Genomic DNA, 17,145 nt, shown 5'->3' on the forward strand with positions numbered 1-17,145 from the left:
GTGCCGCGTCCTGCGGCGATTGCGCAGCGCCGATGACCGGCGCATTCGCATCTTCCGTCGCCGATGCCGCCGCTGCCACAGCGGCGGCTTCCGCACCGGGTTTCAGGCGATCGATGAGATAGTAATCAAGCACGCGACGCGCGATCGGACCCGCCGATTCCGCGCCCCAGCCGCCGTTTTCCACGATCAACGCCACCGCGATGGTCGGATGCTCAGCCGGAGCAAACGCGATAAACAACGCATGGTCGCGCAAGTGTTCTGCTGTCGCGTGGCCCGAATAATTGGCGCCTTGCAGCGAATAAACCTGTGCCGTCCCCGTTTTACCCGCCGCCTGATACGGCGCGCCCCGGAAAATCTTGGCACCCGTGCCGGTCGTGACCACGCCTTCCATCGCGCGCTTGATCACGTCGATATCCGACTGCTTCACATCGATTTTCGCGCTTGGGTCGCGCACGGTGAGGCGCATCGCCTTGGTGATCGGATTTTCAATTTCCTTCACCAAGTGCGGCTTCATGACCACGCCGTCGTTCGCCAACGTCGCGGTGGCGTGCGCAAGCTGAAGGATCGTGAACGAGTTGTAGCCCTGGCCAATCCCGAGACTGATCGTCTCGCCTTCATACCAGCGCTGCTGTTCCGGCTTCCGATACGCCTTGCGCTTCCATTCGGTCGACGGCAGGATGCCGCGCGCTTCGCCGTTGATATCGATACCGGTGATCTGCCCGAATCCCCACGGCTTCATGAAGCCGGCCATCGCGTTCACGCCGAGATCGTGCGCAAGCATGTAGAAATACGTGTCGTTGGACACCACGATCGCGCGGTTCATGTCGACCCAGCCCTGACCCGCGCGCACGTCGTTGCGGAACGTGTGGCCGCCGAACGTGTACGAACCCGGGTCCTGGAAACCCCAGCTCGGCGTGCGCTTGTGCAAGGTCAGCGCGGCGAGCGCCATGAACGGCTTATAAGTGGAGCCGGGCGGATAGGTGCCGTGCAGCGGCCGGTTCAAGAGCGGGTGGTCAGGCGAATTGTTGAGCGAATCCCATGTTTGCTGGTCGATGCCATCGACGAAAGAATTCGGGTCGAAACTGGGCGCCGATACGAACGCAAGCACGTCGCCGGTCGCCGGCTCGATGGCGACCAGCGCGCCGCGCTTGCCTGCAAATGCTTGTTCCGCCACTTGCTGCAAGCCGATGTCCAGCGACAACACGAGGTTGTTCCCAGGCGTCGCCTGCGTTCGCGACAGCGTCCGAACGGGCCGCCCGCCGGCAGTCACTTCAACTTCCTCGAAGCCGGTCAGGCCGTGCAATTCAGTTTCGTAGCTTTGTTCCACACCGATCTTGCCGGTGTAATCCGTGCCCTTGTAATTGTTCGCGTCCACGCGCGGATCGTAATGGTCCGTATCGGCGTCGTTCTGGTCGCTGGCTTCATCGATACGTTCCTGATCGCGTAGCGAAATCCGGCCGATATAACCGATCACATGCGCCGCCGTCGGACCGAGCGGATATTGGCGGAACAACCGCGCCCGCACTTCCACACCGGGGAATCGATACCGCTGCGCCGTGAAGCGGGCGACTTCCTCGTCGGTGAGCCGGGTTCGTATGGGCAGGCTTTCGAAGTTCTTCGAATCCTCAAGAAGCTTCTTGAAACGGCGCCGGTCGCGCTGATCGACTGGAATGACCGTCGCAATGCGGTCGATTTCGTCGTCGAGCGTGGTGTCGATCTTCGATGGCGTAATTTCCAGCGTGTACGCCGAATAGTTCTTGGCGAGGACGACGCCGTTGCGGTCGGTAATGATCCCTCGATTCGGGACAATCGGCGCGACGGAAATGCGGTTTTCGTCGGCTTGCAGCGAATACTTGCTGAAGTGCCAGACCTGCAGGTAAAGAAAGCGGATGCCGATCAGCCCGAAGCAGACGAACACGAACAGGCCGGCGGCTGCGACCCGCAAGCGAAACTTCGACAACTGTTGTTCGGCGTTCTGGAATTCGGTCATGCAATTTTCGCGGGTGGTACGCGTGGTCGGCGAGCGTCAGCTACAGCGGGCGCCTAGATGGGACGTGTGTCGTCGGGGTCTGCTGCACGGCGCTGTGGCATGAGCAACAGGAAACTCGCGACTGGCCACAAGAGGGCTTCCACGAATCCATCGATCAAATAACCCCAGCCCGGAAACGCGGCGCCGGTGAGCAGGCGGATTACGAACGGCACGACCTGCGCGCCGACCAGCAAAGGCGCGACCACGAAGGTTTGCACGGGCAGAGTCATCCACAATACGCGCCTGTGGATCGAGATGGCGCCATACGATAACAACGTGTAAGCGAGCGCATGCTCACCGAGCAGGCTTGCATTGTGAACGTCCATCAGCATGCCGAGCATAAACGCGATGCCCATGCCCACGCGACGCGGCTGGTGGACATTCCAGAACAGCAGCACCAGCGCGACAATATCCGGCACGCCGATCATCCGGCCCCATGGCATGAGGTTCAACAGGAATGCCGCGGCCAGGCTGAAAGTAATGAAATACGGATTGACCGGCTGCAGGATGTATTGCGGACGGTTCATGGCGCGGCTCCGTCAGCGGGTTTTTTCACAGCTTGTGCCTTCTCGGGCTTCTTGGCGGTGGGGGCGCCGTCAGGCTTCTTTGCAGGAATGGCGCCGTCGGGCTTCTTTGCAGCCACACCGTCAGGTTTCTTCGCAGCCACGCCGTCGGGTTTCGCGACCGCTTCCGGCTTTATGGCCGTTGCCACAGCGGGGGCTGCGCCGGCCGTCACCGGCGCGCTCGCTGCGATGGCACTTTTACCCACCAATGGCTTGCCCTTCTTGCCCTTATTGTCCTTGGCTTCTTTCGCCGCCGCCTCGGCTTCGATTTCTTCCGGATTCGGCGGCAGCTTCAATTCGTAGTGCAGCACGAGCATTTGCCGTGCGCCGCGTATCGGTGCGACCGGCAGGCAAACCACGCGCGCAAACGCGGTATCGGCTTGTTTATCGACGCGAACGACTTTCGCTACCGGCAATCCCGGCGGATAGATGCCGTCCAGGCCGCTGGTCACGAGCTCGTCGCCGGTTTGCACGTCGGCGCTGATTGGCACAAACCGCAAGTCGAGCGTGTCGCCCTTTGGCGTGCCGTAGATCACGCTGCGCAAACCCGTCCGCACGATTTGCACAGGTACGGCCTGGTCTTTGTCGGAGAGGAGGGTGACTTCCGATTGCAGCGGGAACACGCGCGTTACCTGGCCGATCATCCCGTCCTCATTGACGACGGGGGCGCCATTCTGGATGCCTTCCCGCGCGCCTTTACCGATCACGACCTTTTGCGTGAAAGGATCACGCGTGTCGTACTGCACTTCGACGGGAATGGTTTGCGTGTTGGCATGGGACTCGAGGTCGAGCAAAGAGCGCAAGTGCGCGTTTTCGGCGTCGAGCCGCGCCGCGTCGTTCGCTTTCACCGACAAATCGAGGTTCTTCGCCTTCAGCTTGGTGTTTTCGCTGCGCAGCGTGGCGCTGGTCACGGCCAGATCGGCGGCGCCCATGAAAATGTCGCGCGGCACGAGTGCGGCTCGTTGCAGCGGATACAAGCCTGCGCCCAGCACGCCGCGCACCATTTCAAGCGTGTTGAAGCGGGCGTCGGAGATTAGCAGGGCGAGCGCGAGCACGACGAAGAAGATCAATCGCGCGAGAGCGGAAGGACCTTGCCTAAAGAGTGGCGGCGGACTGTATTCCATGGTCAGCGCCGAAGGCGAGAGCGGTTGGTTCGAAGCTGTGCGGCCGCGTAATGATACGGCCATGCCATGCGCTTTTCATCGCGGCCCCATTCAAAACGGGCCGCGTGACATAGTGCGCAAGTCGCTTGCTTCGCGCACGTCGCATGCGTTGCATTGAGCGAGTGCGTGATGTTGGCGCCTTCGTGAAAGGCGACAAGGCCTACTCGTAGGAGAAGATGCTGCCGAGCTTGTCCATGCGTTCGAGCGCCATGCCCGAACCGCGTACGACACACGTCAGCGGATCTTCGGCCACCAGCACCGGCAAGCCTGTTTCTTCTGCGAGCAACCGGTCGAGATCGCGCAGCAACGCGCCGCCACCGGTGAGCATCATGCCGCGCTCGGCAATATCAGCGCCCAGTTCCGGCGGCGTCTGTTCCAGCGCAATCTTCACCGACGACACGATCTGGTTCAGCGGATCAGTGAGCGCTTCAAGAATTTCGTTGCTCGAAATAGTGAAGCTGCGCGGAATGCCTTCAGAAAGATTACGACCCTTGACTTCCATCTCCTTGACTTCGGAGCCCGGGAAAGCCGAACCGATTTCTTTCTTGATGGCTTCTGCCGTTTGCTCGCCGATCAACATGCCGTAGTTGCGACGGATGTAATTGACGATAGCTTCGTCGAACTTGTCGCCGCCAACACGCACCGAGCCCTTGTACACGATACCGCCGAGCGAGATCACGCCCACTTCGGTCGTGCCGCCGCCGATGTCGACGACCATGGAGCCCGTTGCTTCCGACACTGGCAGGCCGGCGCCGATGGCCGCGGCCATGGGTTCTTCGATCAGGTAGACCTGCGAGGCACCCGCGCCATGCGCCGCTTCCTTGATCGCGCGGCGTTCGACCTGCGTAGAGCCGCAAGGCACGCAGATGATGATGCGCGGCGAAGGCGAAAACATCCGCGATTCGTGTGCAGTCTTGATGAACTGCTTGATCATCTGCTCGGTGACCGTGAAGTCGGCGATCACGCCGTCCTTCATGGGCCGGATAGCTTCGATGTTGCCCGGCACCTTGCCGAGCATCTGCTTCGCTTCGCGGCCAACGGCCTGAATAGTCTTCTTGCCGTTCGGGCCGCCTTCCTGACGGATGGAAACCACCGACGGCTCATCGAGAACGATACCCTTGCCACGCATGTAGATCAGCGTGTTGGCGGTGCCGAGATCAATCGCCAGATCGTTTGAAAAATAGCTGCGCAAAAAACCGAACATTCAAAATCCTGTCTCGCTGGGAGCCGTGCCTCGCTTCAAGCGCCAAAGGACGGCAGCGGAAAAAAGTGACAGCCTGCACCGGGACCCATATGGTCGCCACGACTGCAAGGCTGCGAGGAAATCTACCGGAGGATGCAACCCAACCGCAGCGCATTTCTCGAAAAAACCTGTAACCAAGAAAGGGCTGTCGGTAAGTCGATCCGGATTTGGGTCGAACGCGTAATGATACCTTATAATTTTGGGGTATTCGAAGGAAAAGGACGGTACATTTTGCCATCGCCCAAGCCTGTTTTCAGGCCTCCTACTTCCCAAGTCTGTAGCCGCGCCCTTCACGAACGCGCGGATCGAAACGAAAAAGAAACGGTGACCGAATGTCTTTGACCCTGACAGATGTAAAGCGCATCGCGCACCTCGCGCGGCTCGAATTGCCCGAGCATGAGGCCGGCCCCACGCTCGCGCGGCTCAACGACTTCTTCGGCCTCGTGGAACAGATGCAGGCCGTGGACACAACGGGTATTGAACCGCTCGCTCATCCGATCGAACAGATCATGGAAATCGAACTGCGCCTGCGCAACGACGCCGTTACCGAGCAGGTAGATCGCGAAGCGTTCCAAAAGCCTGCGCCCGCTGTGCGCGACGGGCTGTATCTGGTGCCGAAGGTAATCGAGTAGAGCATGTCCTCGGTTTGTCCTCGTATCAACGCGGCACAGGAATGAAACCAAAAGGCGTGCGGGACACGACGCCCATCAGGAAAACGCAATGCATCATAAAAGCTTGACCGAACTGCGCGCGGCGCTCGACGCGAAAACCATTTCCGCCGTCGAACTCGCGCAGTTGTACTTGCAGCGCATCGGGGCCGCACAACATCTCAACGCGTTCATCAATGTCGATCACGAACTCACGCTCGCGCAGGCGAAAGCCGCCGACGCGCTGATCGCACGTGGCGAGGCCGGCGCGCTGACCGGACTGCCTATCGCGCACAAGGACGTGTTCGTCACGCGCGGCTGGACCTCGACGGCAGGTTCCAAAATGCTCGAAAACTACACGAGCCCGTTCGATGCCACCGTCGTCGATCGCCTGAAAAGTGCCGGCATGGTGACGCTCGGCAAGACGAACATGGACGAATTCGCGATGGGTTCGTCCAACGAGAATTCGTACTTTGGCCCGGTCAAGAATCCGTGGGATCTGAAAGCGGTGCCCGGTGGCTCATCCGGTGGCTCGGCGGCAGCGGTAGCCGCGGGTCTCGCGCCCGCCGCCACTGGCACCGATACAGGCGGCTCGATTCGCCAGCCGGCATCGTTTAGCGGCATTACCGGGATCAAGCCCACCTACGGCCGCGTGTCGCGATACGGCATGATCGCGTTCGCTTCGTCGCTCGACCAGGGCGGCCCGATGGCCCGCAGCGCCGCCGATTGCGCCGTGCTGCTCAACGCCATCGCGTCGTTCGATCCGCGCGACTCGACCAGCCTCGAACGCGCAGACGAGGACTACACGCGCTATCTCGGCCAGCGCTGGTCGGGAGACAGCGCTGGCAAGCCACTCGCGGGATTGCGCGTCGGCGTGCCGAAGGAGTTCTTCGGTGCGGGACTGAGCGACGAAGTGCGCACGGCGATCGACGCGGCCTTGAAGCAATACGAAGCGCTTGGCGCAACCTTGGTCGAGGTGTCGTTGCCTAAGACCGAGTTGTCGATTCCGGTGTACTACATCATCGCGCCGGCAGAGGCGTCGTCGAATCTTTCACGCTTCGATGGCGTCCGATACGGCCATCGCGCGGCTGAGTACACCGACTTGCTCGACATGTACAAGAAGTCGCGCGCCGAAGGCTTTGGCCCGGAAGTGAAGCGCCGGATACTGGTCGGCGCCTACGTCCTGTCGCATGGCTATTACGACGCCTACTATCTCCAGGCGCAGAAAATCCGCCGCATCATCGCGCAGGATTTCCAGGAAGCGTTCAAACATTGCGACGTGATCATGGGACCGGTCGCGCCCACGGTTGCATGGAATCTCGGCGAAAAAGCCGACGATCCGGTGCAGATGTATCTCGCCGATATCTACACGCTTTCCATCAGCCTCGCCGGCTTGCCGGGCATGAGCGTGCCATGCGGCTTCGGCGCGAGCGGCAGCGCGCACGCGAATCGTCCGGTCGGCTTGCAGATCATCGGCAACTATTTCAGCGAAGCCCGGATGCTCCAGGTCGCCGACGCGTTCCAGCGCGCGACCGACTGGCATTTGCGCGAACCCTCAGCCGCGACGGGACAGGACGAACTGTCCCCGCGCTCAATTGATTCGCTGCCAGCCGGGGGGGCGCATGCCACCCCCGATGCGGCTCGGCGGGAGGCATGACCATGCAATGGGAAGTCGTTATCGGTCTGGAGACGCACGCGCAGTTATCCACCGTTTCCAAGATTTTTTCGGGCGCAGCCACGCAATTCGGCGCGGAGCCGAACACGCAGGCCTGCCCTGTCGATCTCGCGTTGCCGGGGTCGTTGCCGGTGATGAATCGCGGCGCCGTCGAGCGCGCCATTCGTCTCGGGCTGGCGCTGGGCTCGACGATCGCGCCGCGCAGCGTTTTCGCGCGCAAAAACTATTTCTATCCCGATCTGCCGAAGGGCTATCAGATCAGCCAGTTTGAGATTCCGGTCGTGCAGGGCGGTAGCGTGACGATCCAGGTTCCGGCCAATGAGAAGACCGGCAAGGCCGCCTACGAAAAGACCGTCAACCTGACGCGCGCCCACCTTGAAGAAGATGCCGGAAAGTCGCTTCATGAGGACTTCGCGGGCATGACGGGTATCGACTTGAACCGCGCCGGAACGCCCCTGCTCGAGATCGTCACCGAGCCGGAGATGCGCAGCGCGGCCGAAGCGGTCGCCTACGCCAAGTCACTGCACGCGCTCGTGCAATGGCTCGGTATCTGCGACGGCAACATGCAGGAAGGCTCGTTCCGTTGCGACGCCAACGTCTCCGTGCGCCCAGTCGGTCAGGCCGAATTCGGCACGCGTGCCGAGATCAAGAACCTGAACTCGTTCCGCTTTCTGGAAGAAGCCATTCAATACGAAGTGCGTCGCCAGATTGAATTGATCGAGGATGGCGGCACGGTGGTGCAGGAAACGCGGCTTTACGATCCGGACAAGCGCGAAACGCGATCCATGCGCAGCAAGGAAGACGCACACGATTATCGCTATTTTCCCGACCCCGATCTGATGCCGCTGGTGATCGATGAAGCGTGGATCGCGCGGGTTCGCAGCGAATTGCCCGAGCTTCCGGAAGCGATGCAAACGCGCTTCGTCGAACAATATGGCTTGACGCCTTACGACGCGGCGGGTTTGACTTCATCGAAAGCGATGTCCGTGTACTTCGAAGCCGTAGCGAACAAGGTAGGTCCGGCTAATGCAAAGCTTGCAGCGAACTGGTTGATGGGCGAGGTGTCGTCGCAACTGAATCGCGATTCGCTGGAAATTTCCGAGATGCCCGTGTCGGCGGCGCAGTTGGCACTTTTGATTCAGCGGATTGCCGACGGCACGATCTCCAACAAGATTGCCAAGGATATTTTCCAGGCAATCTGGGAAGAGAAAGCGACCGACGAAGCCGCTGCCGACCGGATTATCGATGCGAAGGGCCTGAAGCAGATTTCGGATTCGGGCGCGCTGGAGGCCATCCTGGATGAAGTCATGGCCGCGAACCAGAAATCGGTCGATGAGTTTCGCTCGGGCAAGGAAAAGGCGTTTAATGCGCTGATCGGCCAGGCAATGAAGGCGACCAAGGGCCGAGCCAATCCGCAACAGGTCACCGAGCTTTTGAAGAAGAAACTGGCGTCTTGATTTTGCGCTTGTAGTAATCGCGGGCTGCTGCCGGAATAGTTTGGCGGCAGCCCGTTTGCTTTATCGATCGAATTTTAAAACGTGAGCACGCATGGCTAAAAAACCTGAACTCGATGACTTCCGCGTGCCGTATTTCGATGCTGGAAAGAAGCCTTCCCCGTTCGACTTGGGTTCCATCGATCAGGCGTCGAAGCCATTTTCCCTCGGTTCCAAAGACGAGGATGGCGTGCATCTCGCGGCAATGACCGCCGAGATCGACAAGTCGCAGGAAAAGCTGCATGCGCAACACAAGCAGCGCGTGCTACTACTCCTTCAAGGTATGGATTCAAGCGGCAAGGACGGCACGATCCGCGCCGTTTTCCGCGATGTCGATCCGCTCGGCTTGCGTATCGCTGCGTTCAAGGCGCCTTCCGAAGTCGAAGCCGCGCACGATTTTCTCTGGCGCGTTCATGCGCAAGTGCCGGCCGCAGGTGAGTTCACCATTTTTAATCGCAGCCACTACGAAGACGTGCTGGTGCCGCGAGTGTTGAAGCAAATCGATCAAAAAGCGTGTGAGCGACGTTATGAAGATATTCGCGCGTTCGAATCGCTGCTCGTGGAAAGCGGGACGACGATCCTGAAGTGTTTTCTGCATATATCGAAGGACGAACAGAAGAGACGCTTGCAGGCGCGTATCGATAATCCCGAGAAGCACTGGAAATTCGATCCATCCGATCTGGAAGCACGCAAGCAGTGGGACGACTATCAACAGGCGTATGCAGGGGCACTCGGCGCGACATCGACGGAAAAGGCGCCGTGGTTCATCATTCCCGCGGATTCCAAAACACATCGGAACGTGATGATCGCGAGTTTGCTCGTGCGTACGTTGCAAGGTTTGAAACTCGAGTATCCGCCAGCGAAAGAATCGCTGAAGGGGATCAAGGTCGAATGAGTCATCACTTATAAGGACGCTTCATGTTTCGTGTCATCACCGCCAATTTGAACGGCATCCGTTCCGCGGCCAAGAAGGGTTTTTTCGACTGGTTCGGGCAGCAAGAAGCGGATGTAGTCTGCGTCCAGGAGATCAAATGTTCGCAGGACGACCTGACGCCGGAGTTTCTCGCACCCCATGGTTTCCAGGGGTATTTCCAGCACGCTGCGAAGAAGGGTTATTCGGGCGCGGGGGTTTATACGCGACATGAACCGGATGAAGTGATCATCGGTTACGGCAGCGAAGAATTCGATCCCGAAGGGCGTTACGTGGAAACGCGGTTCGGGGATTTATCGGTGGTATCGGTGTATGTCCCGTCGGGTTCCAGCGGCGACGAACGCCAGCAAGCCAAATACCGGTTCATGAGCGAATTCATGCCGCATCTGGCGGCGTTGGCGAAAGAGCGCGAAGTGATCTTGTGTGGCGACGTGAATATCGTGCACAAGGAAATCGACATCAAGAATTGGAAAAGCAACCAGAAGAATTCGGGCTGCCTGCCGGAAGAGCGCGCGTGGCTGACCCAACTCTTCGACGAAAAAGGTTACGTCGATGTATTCCGGACGCTCGACCCGCGGCCCGAACAATATACGTGGTGGAGCAATCGCGGGCAGGCTTACGCGAAGAACGTCGGATGGCGGATCGATTACCAGATCGCAACCCAGGGCGTGGCGGATACCGCGAAATCTACATCCGTGTTCCGCGATATCAAGTTCAGCGACCACGCGCCGCTGATTGTCGATTACGACTGGAAAGTTTAAGGGACGATTTAAAGCTGCGCCTTCTTGAATCGGCCCATGCCGGCGTAAGTCGGCAATTGATCCACCGTTTTCCCGATCGCTTTCGCGTACAAAGGCATCATGTCGGGAAGACGCTTTATCAGGTCCTGAAGCCGCGCGGGCCCGAATGGATGCATCCAGATCAAGCCGTTGTCGGCGCGGCGCGTATGGGCATCGATCTTCTTCCACAACGTCACGGCGGCGCGCGGATCGTAACCCGCGCGCGACGCGATTTCACTACCGATTACATCGGCCTCGGTTTCATCGGCGGGCGAATAGCGCATGGCCAGCAACTGCTCGCCAATACCCATCGGCGGTGATTCGGGATCGGTGAATCCGAACAATTGCGGCATGGTTCCCGTGCTCAATTGCGCGGCCTGTAGCCTGCCAAGCCGGTCACGCGCATGTTCGCGCAGCGCATGCGCGATCTCGTGGCCGAGCATCATCGCGAGTTCGTTGTCGTTGAGATGCAGCTTATCAACCAGTCCGCTATAGATCAGGATCTTGCCGCCCGGCAGGCAATATATCCGGATGTCGCTTGACCGCACCACGTTGATTTCCCACTTCCAGTTCTTCGCGCGGTCGTTCCACTTCAGCGCAAACGGAATTTCGCGCTCGGCGATTTCCCGCGCGCGTTTGACGAGGGGCGCGTTACTGCCCAGCAGGCGATCGCTGTATGCGGCATCGTGCAGGATTTGCGCGTACGCGTCGGCGGATTCCTGTTCCAACGTCGCCGATGAAATCAGGTTGCGGAACTGCGCGGCGTCGCCGAAGCTGATTTGTGCGCTGGGCGCCGTGTACGGCGGTGGCACGCGCTGTGTTTCTGGCGGTTGCGCAGGCGTGGCCTGGGATGCCGCCGACGCCGACGCCGACGCCGATCCCGACGCAGATGCCGGTGCGGATTGCGGCTGTGCCGTGCCTTGTGCGACCGCTTTCACGTCCGCTTTGATATTGGCCGCGAGATCAGGCTTAGTGTCGGCAGGTTTAGCGTCTGCTTTGGTTTCCGGCTTCGCGCCGGCCTTCACATCGTTCTTCAGTTCGGCCTTGGCGGCCGGAGCAACGGCGGACGCTGCTGCCGGCACGGGATCCGATGCCGCTCCCGCCGCGAGGCTCAGGCCGGCATGAAGCGTCGCCGCGCAAGCGAGTACACGAATTGTGGCGTGCACCTTCATCGGGCGGGTCTCCAGGGCGCGATTTTCGGCAACATTAACATGCCGGGAATCGCGAGCGCGGCGCAGACGATGAAGTACTCGAACCAGCCGGTCCTCGCTACCACGAAGCCACTCGATGCCGAGGCCAGCGTTCGCGGCACCGAAGCGAGGCTGGTGAACAACGCGAACTGCGTCGCGGTGTAGCGCGGGTCGGTCGTGCTCGCGATATACGCGACGAACGCCGCCGTGGTGAGTCCCGTGGCGAAGGTCTCAAAACCGTAGAGCGCCGCCAACGCAACCGGCGACGGCCCGATTTTCGCGAGCCAGGCGAAGCCAAGGGTCGATACGATTTGCAGCGCGCCGAAAATCCACAAGCCGCGACCGATGCCGATCTTCACCAGCCACACGCCGCCGATAATCCCGCCCGCGAGACTCGCCCAGAACGCGACCGTCTTCGCGATCACGCCGATCTGGGTCATGTTGAAGCCGATATCGAGGAAGAACGAGGTGGACAGGGTGGTCGCCATCGTATCGCCGAGCTTGTACAGGAAGATGAAGCCAAGGATCAGCAGCGCCGCGCGCCATCCATCCCTTGCGATGAATTCGCTAAACGGCTGCACGATGGCATCGCGGAGATTCTTGGGCGGCGTGCCATGTATCTCTGGTTCAGAGACGACGAACGTCAGCACCATGCCCGGCAACATGAACGCAGCGGTGACGAGGAACACGGTGGCCCAGGGCAGATGATCCGCGAGAATCAGGCCGAGAGACCCCGGCACCAGCGCAGCGATCTTGTACGCGTTTACGAAGACCGCGTTGCCGAGGCCTTGCTCGGTATCGGCGAGCAGTTCGCGGCGGTAGGCATCGATCGCAATGTCCTGGCTCGCGCCGAACAACGCCACTAGCGCGGTGAGCGCGGCAACCGTCCAGATCTCGTCTTTCGGCGACACGAACCCCAGCGCGCCGATAGCAATCGCCACCAGCACTTGCGTGACGATCATCCAGCCGCGCCGGCGCCCGGGCCGCCAGCCCGGAAGGCGTGGCACGTAGCGGTCCATGAGCGGGGCCCAGATGAACTTCCACGTGTACGGAAACTGGATCAGCGCGAACAGGCCGATCTCCTTCAGATTCACGCCTTCCTTGCGCAGCCATGCCTGCACGAGATAGATAAGCGTGAAAAGCGGCAGCCCGGAGGTGAAGCCGAGAAACACGCAAATCAGCATGCGTTTGTTGAGAAACGCATGCCAGTTGGGATGTTCGTCGTGAGCGGTTAAAGCGGGCGCCTCGTGTGGCGTGTTCGACATAGGAGCAGTTCTGAAGCGAGGGTGGATACGCGATACGCGAGCGGCGAACCACGCATTCAGTTCAGCTTCGCTTCACGCGATAGACCGCAAGGCTACCACGCCAGTTCACGCCCCAACGGATGGATCGGCCGTCATGCAGCACGGCGCGATCGAGGATCTCGATACCCACTTCCGGCGCCAGCGCCTCGAAATCCTGAATCGTGAGAACGCGCACGTTCGGCGTGTTGTGCCATTGATAGGGCAGCGTCTTCGAGACCGGCATGCGGCCCTTCACTACCTCCAGCCGATGCCGCCAGTAGCCGAAATTAGGAAACGACACAATGCACTCGCGGCCCACGCGCACGGTTTCGCGAAGTATCGCGGCAGTTTGATGGATCGTTTGAAGCGTCTGCGAGAGGATGGCGAAGTCGAAGCTATCGTTTTCGAAGAGGCGCAAGCCGTCTTCCAGATTCTGCTGGATCACGTTCACGCCCTTCTGGGCGCAAGCCAGCACGCCGGCGTCGTTGATTTCGATGCCGTAGCCTTTGACATCGAGTTCTTCGGCCAGCAACGAAAGCAGCGAACCGTCGCCGCAGCCGAGATCGAGAACCGATGAGTTCGGTTCCACCCAGCGCGCGATCGCCCGAAAGTCCGAGCGCAGGGAAAGAGAGTCCAGCGTGACTTGATTCATGCGCCCACCTCGGCGGCAATGCGTTCGTAATAGGCGCGCATCAGGTTGTGATAGCGCGGGTCGTCGAGCAGGAAGGCGTCGTGCCCGTGCGGCGCATCGATTTCGGCGTAGCTCACCGTGCGCTTGTGATCGAGCAACGCCTTGACGAGTTCGCGCGAACGCGCGGGCGCAAAACGCCAGTCGGTGGAGAAGCTGGCAATCAGGTATTTCGCCGTGGTGTGCGCCAGTGATTTCGTCAGGTCGCCGTCGAAGGCCTTGGCGGGATCGAAGTAATCCAGCGCGCGCGTGATCAGTAGATAGGTATTCGCGTCGAAGTATTCGGCGAATTTGTCGCCTTGATAACGCAGATACGATTCCACTTCGAACTCCACGTCGAAGTTGAAGTTGTAGGCGTCGAGCGCGCCTTCTGCTCGACGCAGCGCGCGGCCAAACTTTGCGGCCATGTCGTCGTCGGAGAGATAGGTGATGTGGCCGATCATGCGTGCGACCCGCAATCCGCGACGCGGCTTCACGCCGTGCGCGTAGTAGTCGCCGCCGTGGAAATCGGGATCGGAGAGAATGGCCGAGCGCGCGACCTCGTTGAACGCGATGTTTTGCGCAGAGAGTTTCGGTGTCGATGCCACCACGATGCAATGCGCCACGCGCTCCGGATACATCATGCTCCAGGCAAGTGCTTGCATGCCGCCCAGGCTGCCGCCCATGACGGCGGCGAAGCGCTCGATCCCGTACTCGTCCGCCACGCGCGCTTGAGCGTTGACCCAGTCTTCGACCGTGACCAGGGGAAAGCTGGCGCCGTAGGGCCTTCCGGTCGACGAATCGATGCTCATGGGCCCGGTCGAACCGAAACAGGAACCGAGATTGTTCACGCCGATGACGAAGAACTTGTTCGTATCGAGCGGCTTACCCGGCCCGACCATGTTGTCCCACCAGCCTACATTCTTGGGGTCATCGGCGTAGATGCCGGCCACGTGGTGCGAGGCGTTGAGGGCGTGGCAGACCAGGACGGCGTTTGACCGGGCGGCATTGAGCGTGCCGTAGGTTTCGACGACGAGATCGTAGTCTGCGAGGAGACTCCCGTTCTGCATGCGCAGCGGCGTGGCGAAGCGCAGAGTTTGGGGAGTAACGATGCCGATTGAATCCATTCATTCCGCCTTTGAAACAGGGCAAGGGCGGCTAAACGGCGTCGGCGGTGCGCGGGAAGAGAGAGTCGGCGCGGCTGACAACCTCTTTAGCCGCATTTATAGAGAACCGTGAAGGGTTCGCGCGCCCGCAATCGAGTCAGCAAATCGGCGCGATAAAACGATACTTAGTGAAAAGATTATATCGGAAAAAGCGAAAGACGCAGGAGGGACGAGTGTCGAAACGGCGTCCGGCAGCGAAGCGACACCTGAAAAGCAGGGGCAGGCGGTAAAAATGCACAAAACTATGGAATCCGTACTATTTCGCACGGAATGATTAAATCGGAGGGCGGACTAGCGGGCGCCAAACCCTCGCAGCGCTTGCAAAGACCGAATCTTCAGATCGACATAATGAGGCCGCCCGGTGCCAGGCGATCGAAGGGAAGCAGCGCCGCTGGCATTCAGGACCGAAGGCAAATGCCCCGTAATCCAGACCGTGCGAAGCCCCAGCCGCTTGTATCGTTTCAGATGCCCGCGTGTGTCTTCGACCAAAATAGCGTCGGCAAGCCGAACGTTGGCTCGCCGCATGGCGCGTCTCAGCATAGTGGCATCGGGCTTGGCTCGCCATGCACCGTGCACCTGCATGTCTTCAATCGCGATCACGCGTTCAAACAGCCGTTCGACGCCCAACTCCGCTAAAACCGCGCGAGCATAAACCGAAGGCCCGTTGGTCAAGACGATCTTCCGCCCGGGTAGTCCGCGCAACATGCGCGCAAGCCCGCGCTCGGCGCGAACCATGGAGGAAAGATCCGAGAACGTATGAACGACATGCAGGAAGTCCGCTGCGTCGATCGGATGATGGCGCACCAAGCCGAGCAACGTAGCGCCGTATCGCTGCGTATAACCGGTACGCAAGCGATTGGCTTCATCTTTATCGACACCGAGCGTATCGATAATGTATTGCGTCATCGCGCGATTGATCTCGGGAAAAATCGCGTGCGACGCATGATGCAAGGTGTTGTCGAGATCGAACAGCCAAACGGGGCCGGGCGCTGAAACACGCCGGCGACCCCGCCGATCTCCAGTGGAGGTCATGGTCAGTGCGAGCGGATCATGGTGCCGAAGGGCTGTTCGGTCAGGATTTCAAGCAGGACCGAATGCTCGATCCGGCCATCGATGATGTGCACCGAGCGCACGCCGCTCTTGGCCGCATCCAGCGCCGACGAGATTTTCGGCAACATGCCGCCGGAGATGGTGCCATCGGCGAACAACGCGTCGATTTCGCGTGCCGACAGATCGGTCAGCAGATTGCCCGCCTTATCCATCACGCCGGGAATGTTGGTCATCATCACGAGCTTCTCGGCGTTCAGCACGACGGCGAGTTTCCCGGCAACCAGGTCAGCATTGATGTTGTACGACAAACCGTCTTCACCAAAGCCGATCGGCGATATCACCGGAATGAACGCGTCGTCCTGAAGCGCTTTCACGACCGCCGGATTGATGGCCTCGACCTCGCCGACCTGCCCCATGTCGATAAATTCGCCCGGGTTGTCGCGGTCCGGCATTTGCAGCTTGCGTGCGTGGATCAGGCCGCCGTCCTTGCCGGTCAAGCCAACCGCCTGGCCGCCGAAATGGTTGATCAGCGTGACGATATCCTGCTGGACTTCGCCGCCCAGCACCCATTCGACGACTTCCATTGTTTCTTCGTCGGTGACGCGCATGCCTTGAATAAAGACGCCTTGCTTGCCGATCTTCTTGAGCGCGTGATCGATTTGCGGGCCGCCGCCGTGCACAATGACCGGATTGATGCCGACCAGTTTCAGCAGGATCACGTCGCGCGCGAAGCCCTGTTTCAGGCGCTCCTCGATCATTGCGTTGCCGCCGTACTTGATCACGATCGTCTTGCCGTGATACTGGCGAATATAGGGCAACGCCTCAGCCAGGATTTCGGCTTTCAGGGTCGGCGCGATCTGCGTAAGGTCGGGAAGCTCGGACATGGCGGCGAGGGGCGAAGGGCAGTTTAAACAGGCGGAATTGTACAGGAGTGACGCACTGCATCAGACGTTTTGGATCCGCGTTTTGGATCCGGTATGGCCCCGACAAAAGCACAAAGACGAGCATGAAACCCGACGATCCCGCTAACCAGCGCTGCGCACGGTGCGGCGCGCTTTTCCGCTGCGGCCAGCAGTCGGGCGATGCCGACTGCTGGTGCGCGTCATTGCCGCGGTTGCCGCTCGATCGCCTGGCAGCAGGAAGGAGCTGCTTGTGCCCCGAGTGCTTGCGGGCCGAAACGCAGCGTGCCGGAGCAGGATAGCCAGCACGCGCTCGACTGTAACGCGCCCTCGCAACGGTCAATCAGCGGCTTTTTTCACCGCACGC

16 protein-coding genes are annotated in these 17,145 nt (G+C 60.3%); 6 read left to right on the top strand and 10 right to left on the bottom strand.

Annotated features, from left to right (window positions below; all coding sequences use genetic code 11):
• The 4 genes from mrdA to WCA53_RS02700 form a co-directional block, all read right to left on the bottom strand.
• On the bottom strand, positions 1–1,990 hold a 1,990-nt coding region (gene mrdA / locus WCA53_RS02685), incomplete at its 3' end, for a penicillin-binding protein 2 (RefSeq protein ID WP_423905189.1).
• Positions 1,991–2,043: 53 nt separating this feature from the next.
• Positions 2,044–2,556, bottom strand: coding sequence for a rod shape-determining protein MreD (gene mreD / locus WCA53_RS02690; RefSeq protein WP_423905192.1), 513 nt, complete (start codon positions 2,554–2,556; stop codon positions 2,044–2,046).
• On the bottom strand, positions 2,553–3,716 hold the full coding sequence (gene mreC, locus WCA53_RS02695; RefSeq protein WP_423905195.1) for a rod shape-determining protein MreC: 1,164 nt from the start codon (positions 3,714–3,716) through the stop codon (positions 2,553–2,555). Before mreC ends, mreD begins: the two co-directional genes overlap by 4 nt.
• 199 nt (positions 3,717–3,915) lie before the next feature.
• Positions 3,916–4,959, bottom strand: a complete 1,044-nt coding sequence (locus WCA53_RS02700) for a rod shape-determining protein (RefSeq protein WP_017772379.1) — start codon at positions 4,957–4,959, stop codon at positions 3,916–3,918.
• Between the two features lie 371 nt (positions 4,960–5,330).
• Between WCA53_RS02700 and gatC the strand changes: the two genes are divergently transcribed.
• From gatC to WCA53_RS02725, 5 genes are all read left to right on the top strand, one after another.
• A complete protein-coding gene (gene gatC / locus WCA53_RS02705; protein WP_423905198.1) occupies positions 5,331–5,630 on the top strand; it encodes an Asp-tRNA(Asn)/Glu-tRNA(Gln) amidotransferase subunit GatC in 300 nt (99 codons plus the stop codon).
• 88 nt (positions 5,631–5,718) lie between these two features.
• Complete coding sequence (gene gatA / locus WCA53_RS02710; RefSeq protein ID WP_423905200.1) at positions 5,719–7,302, top strand: Asp-tRNA(Asn)/Glu-tRNA(Gln) amidotransferase subunit GatA; 1,584 nt, start codon at positions 5,719–5,721, stop codon at positions 7,300–7,302.
• The gene (gatB, locus tag WCA53_RS02715) at positions 7,299–8,777 is read left to right on the top strand and encodes an Asp-tRNA(Asn)/Glu-tRNA(Gln) amidotransferase subunit GatB (RefSeq protein ID WP_423905203.1); all 1,479 of its coding nucleotides are present in this window, start codon (positions 7,299–7,301) and stop codon (positions 8,775–8,777) included. The genes gatA and gatB overlap by 4 nt, the downstream gene beginning before the upstream one ends.
• Positions 8,778–8,868: 91 nt before the next feature.
• Entirely contained in the window at positions 8,869–9,708 is an 840-nt protein-coding gene (locus WCA53_RS02720) for a PPK2 family polyphosphate kinase (protein WP_423905205.1), read from the top strand.
• A gap of 23 nt (positions 9,709–9,731) precedes the next feature.
• On the top strand, positions 9,732–10,505 hold the full coding sequence (locus WCA53_RS02725; RefSeq protein WP_423905206.1) for an exodeoxyribonuclease III: 774 nt from the start codon (positions 9,732–9,734) through the stop codon (positions 10,503–10,505).
• Positions 10,506–10,513: 8 nt separating this feature from the next.
• On the opposite strand, the gene WCA53_RS02730 is transcribed toward WCA53_RS02725, so the two are convergent.
• The 6 genes from WCA53_RS02730 to argB form a co-directional block, all read right to left on the bottom strand.
• Positions 10,514–11,695, bottom strand: a complete 1,182-nt coding sequence (locus WCA53_RS02730) for a M48 family metallopeptidase (RefSeq protein ID WP_423905208.1) — start codon at positions 11,693–11,695, stop codon at positions 10,514–10,516.
• Entirely contained in the window at positions 11,692–12,978 is a 1,287-nt protein-coding gene (locus WCA53_RS02735; RefSeq protein ID WP_423905211.1) for an AmpG family muropeptide MFS transporter, read from the bottom strand. Before WCA53_RS02735 ends, WCA53_RS02730 begins: the two co-directional genes overlap by 4 nt.
• Positions 12,979–13,039: 61 nt before the next feature.
• The gene (gene metW, locus WCA53_RS02740) at positions 13,040–13,648 is read right to left on the bottom strand and encodes a methionine biosynthesis protein MetW (RefSeq protein ID WP_423905212.1); all 609 of its coding nucleotides are present in this window, start codon (positions 13,646–13,648) and stop codon (positions 13,040–13,042) included.
• Entirely contained in the window at positions 13,645–14,790 is a 1,146-nt protein-coding gene (gene metX, locus WCA53_RS02745) for a homoserine O-succinyltransferase MetX (protein ID WP_423905213.1), read from the bottom strand. Before metX ends, metW begins: the two co-directional genes overlap by 4 nt.
• Before the next feature lie 330 nt (positions 14,791–15,120).
• Complete coding sequence (locus WCA53_RS02750) at positions 15,121–15,861, bottom strand: pyrimidine 5'-nucleotidase (RefSeq protein ID WP_423905215.1); 741 nt, start codon at positions 15,859–15,861, stop codon at positions 15,121–15,123.
• 2 nt (positions 15,862–15,863) lie between these two features.
• Positions 15,864–16,763, bottom strand: coding sequence for an acetylglutamate kinase (gene argB / locus WCA53_RS02755; RefSeq protein WP_423905217.1), 900 nt, complete (start codon positions 16,761–16,763; stop codon positions 15,864–15,866).
• Between the two features lie 122 nt (positions 16,764–16,885).
• Here argB and WCA53_RS02760 point away from each other — a divergent pair, with 122 nt between their 5' ends.
• Positions 16,886–17,080 carry a cysteine-rich CWC family protein gene (locus tag WCA53_RS02760; protein WP_423905219.1) on the top strand — a complete coding sequence of 65 codons (195 nt, stop codon included), beginning with the start codon at positions 16,886–16,888 and terminating at the stop codon, positions 17,078–17,080.
• Positions 17,081–17,145 lie beyond the last annotated feature (65 nt).

Source organism: Caballeronia sp. (assembly GCF_049581465.1).
Classification (GTDB): Bacteria; Pseudomonadota; Gammaproteobacteria; order Burkholderiales; family Burkholderiaceae; genus Caballeronia.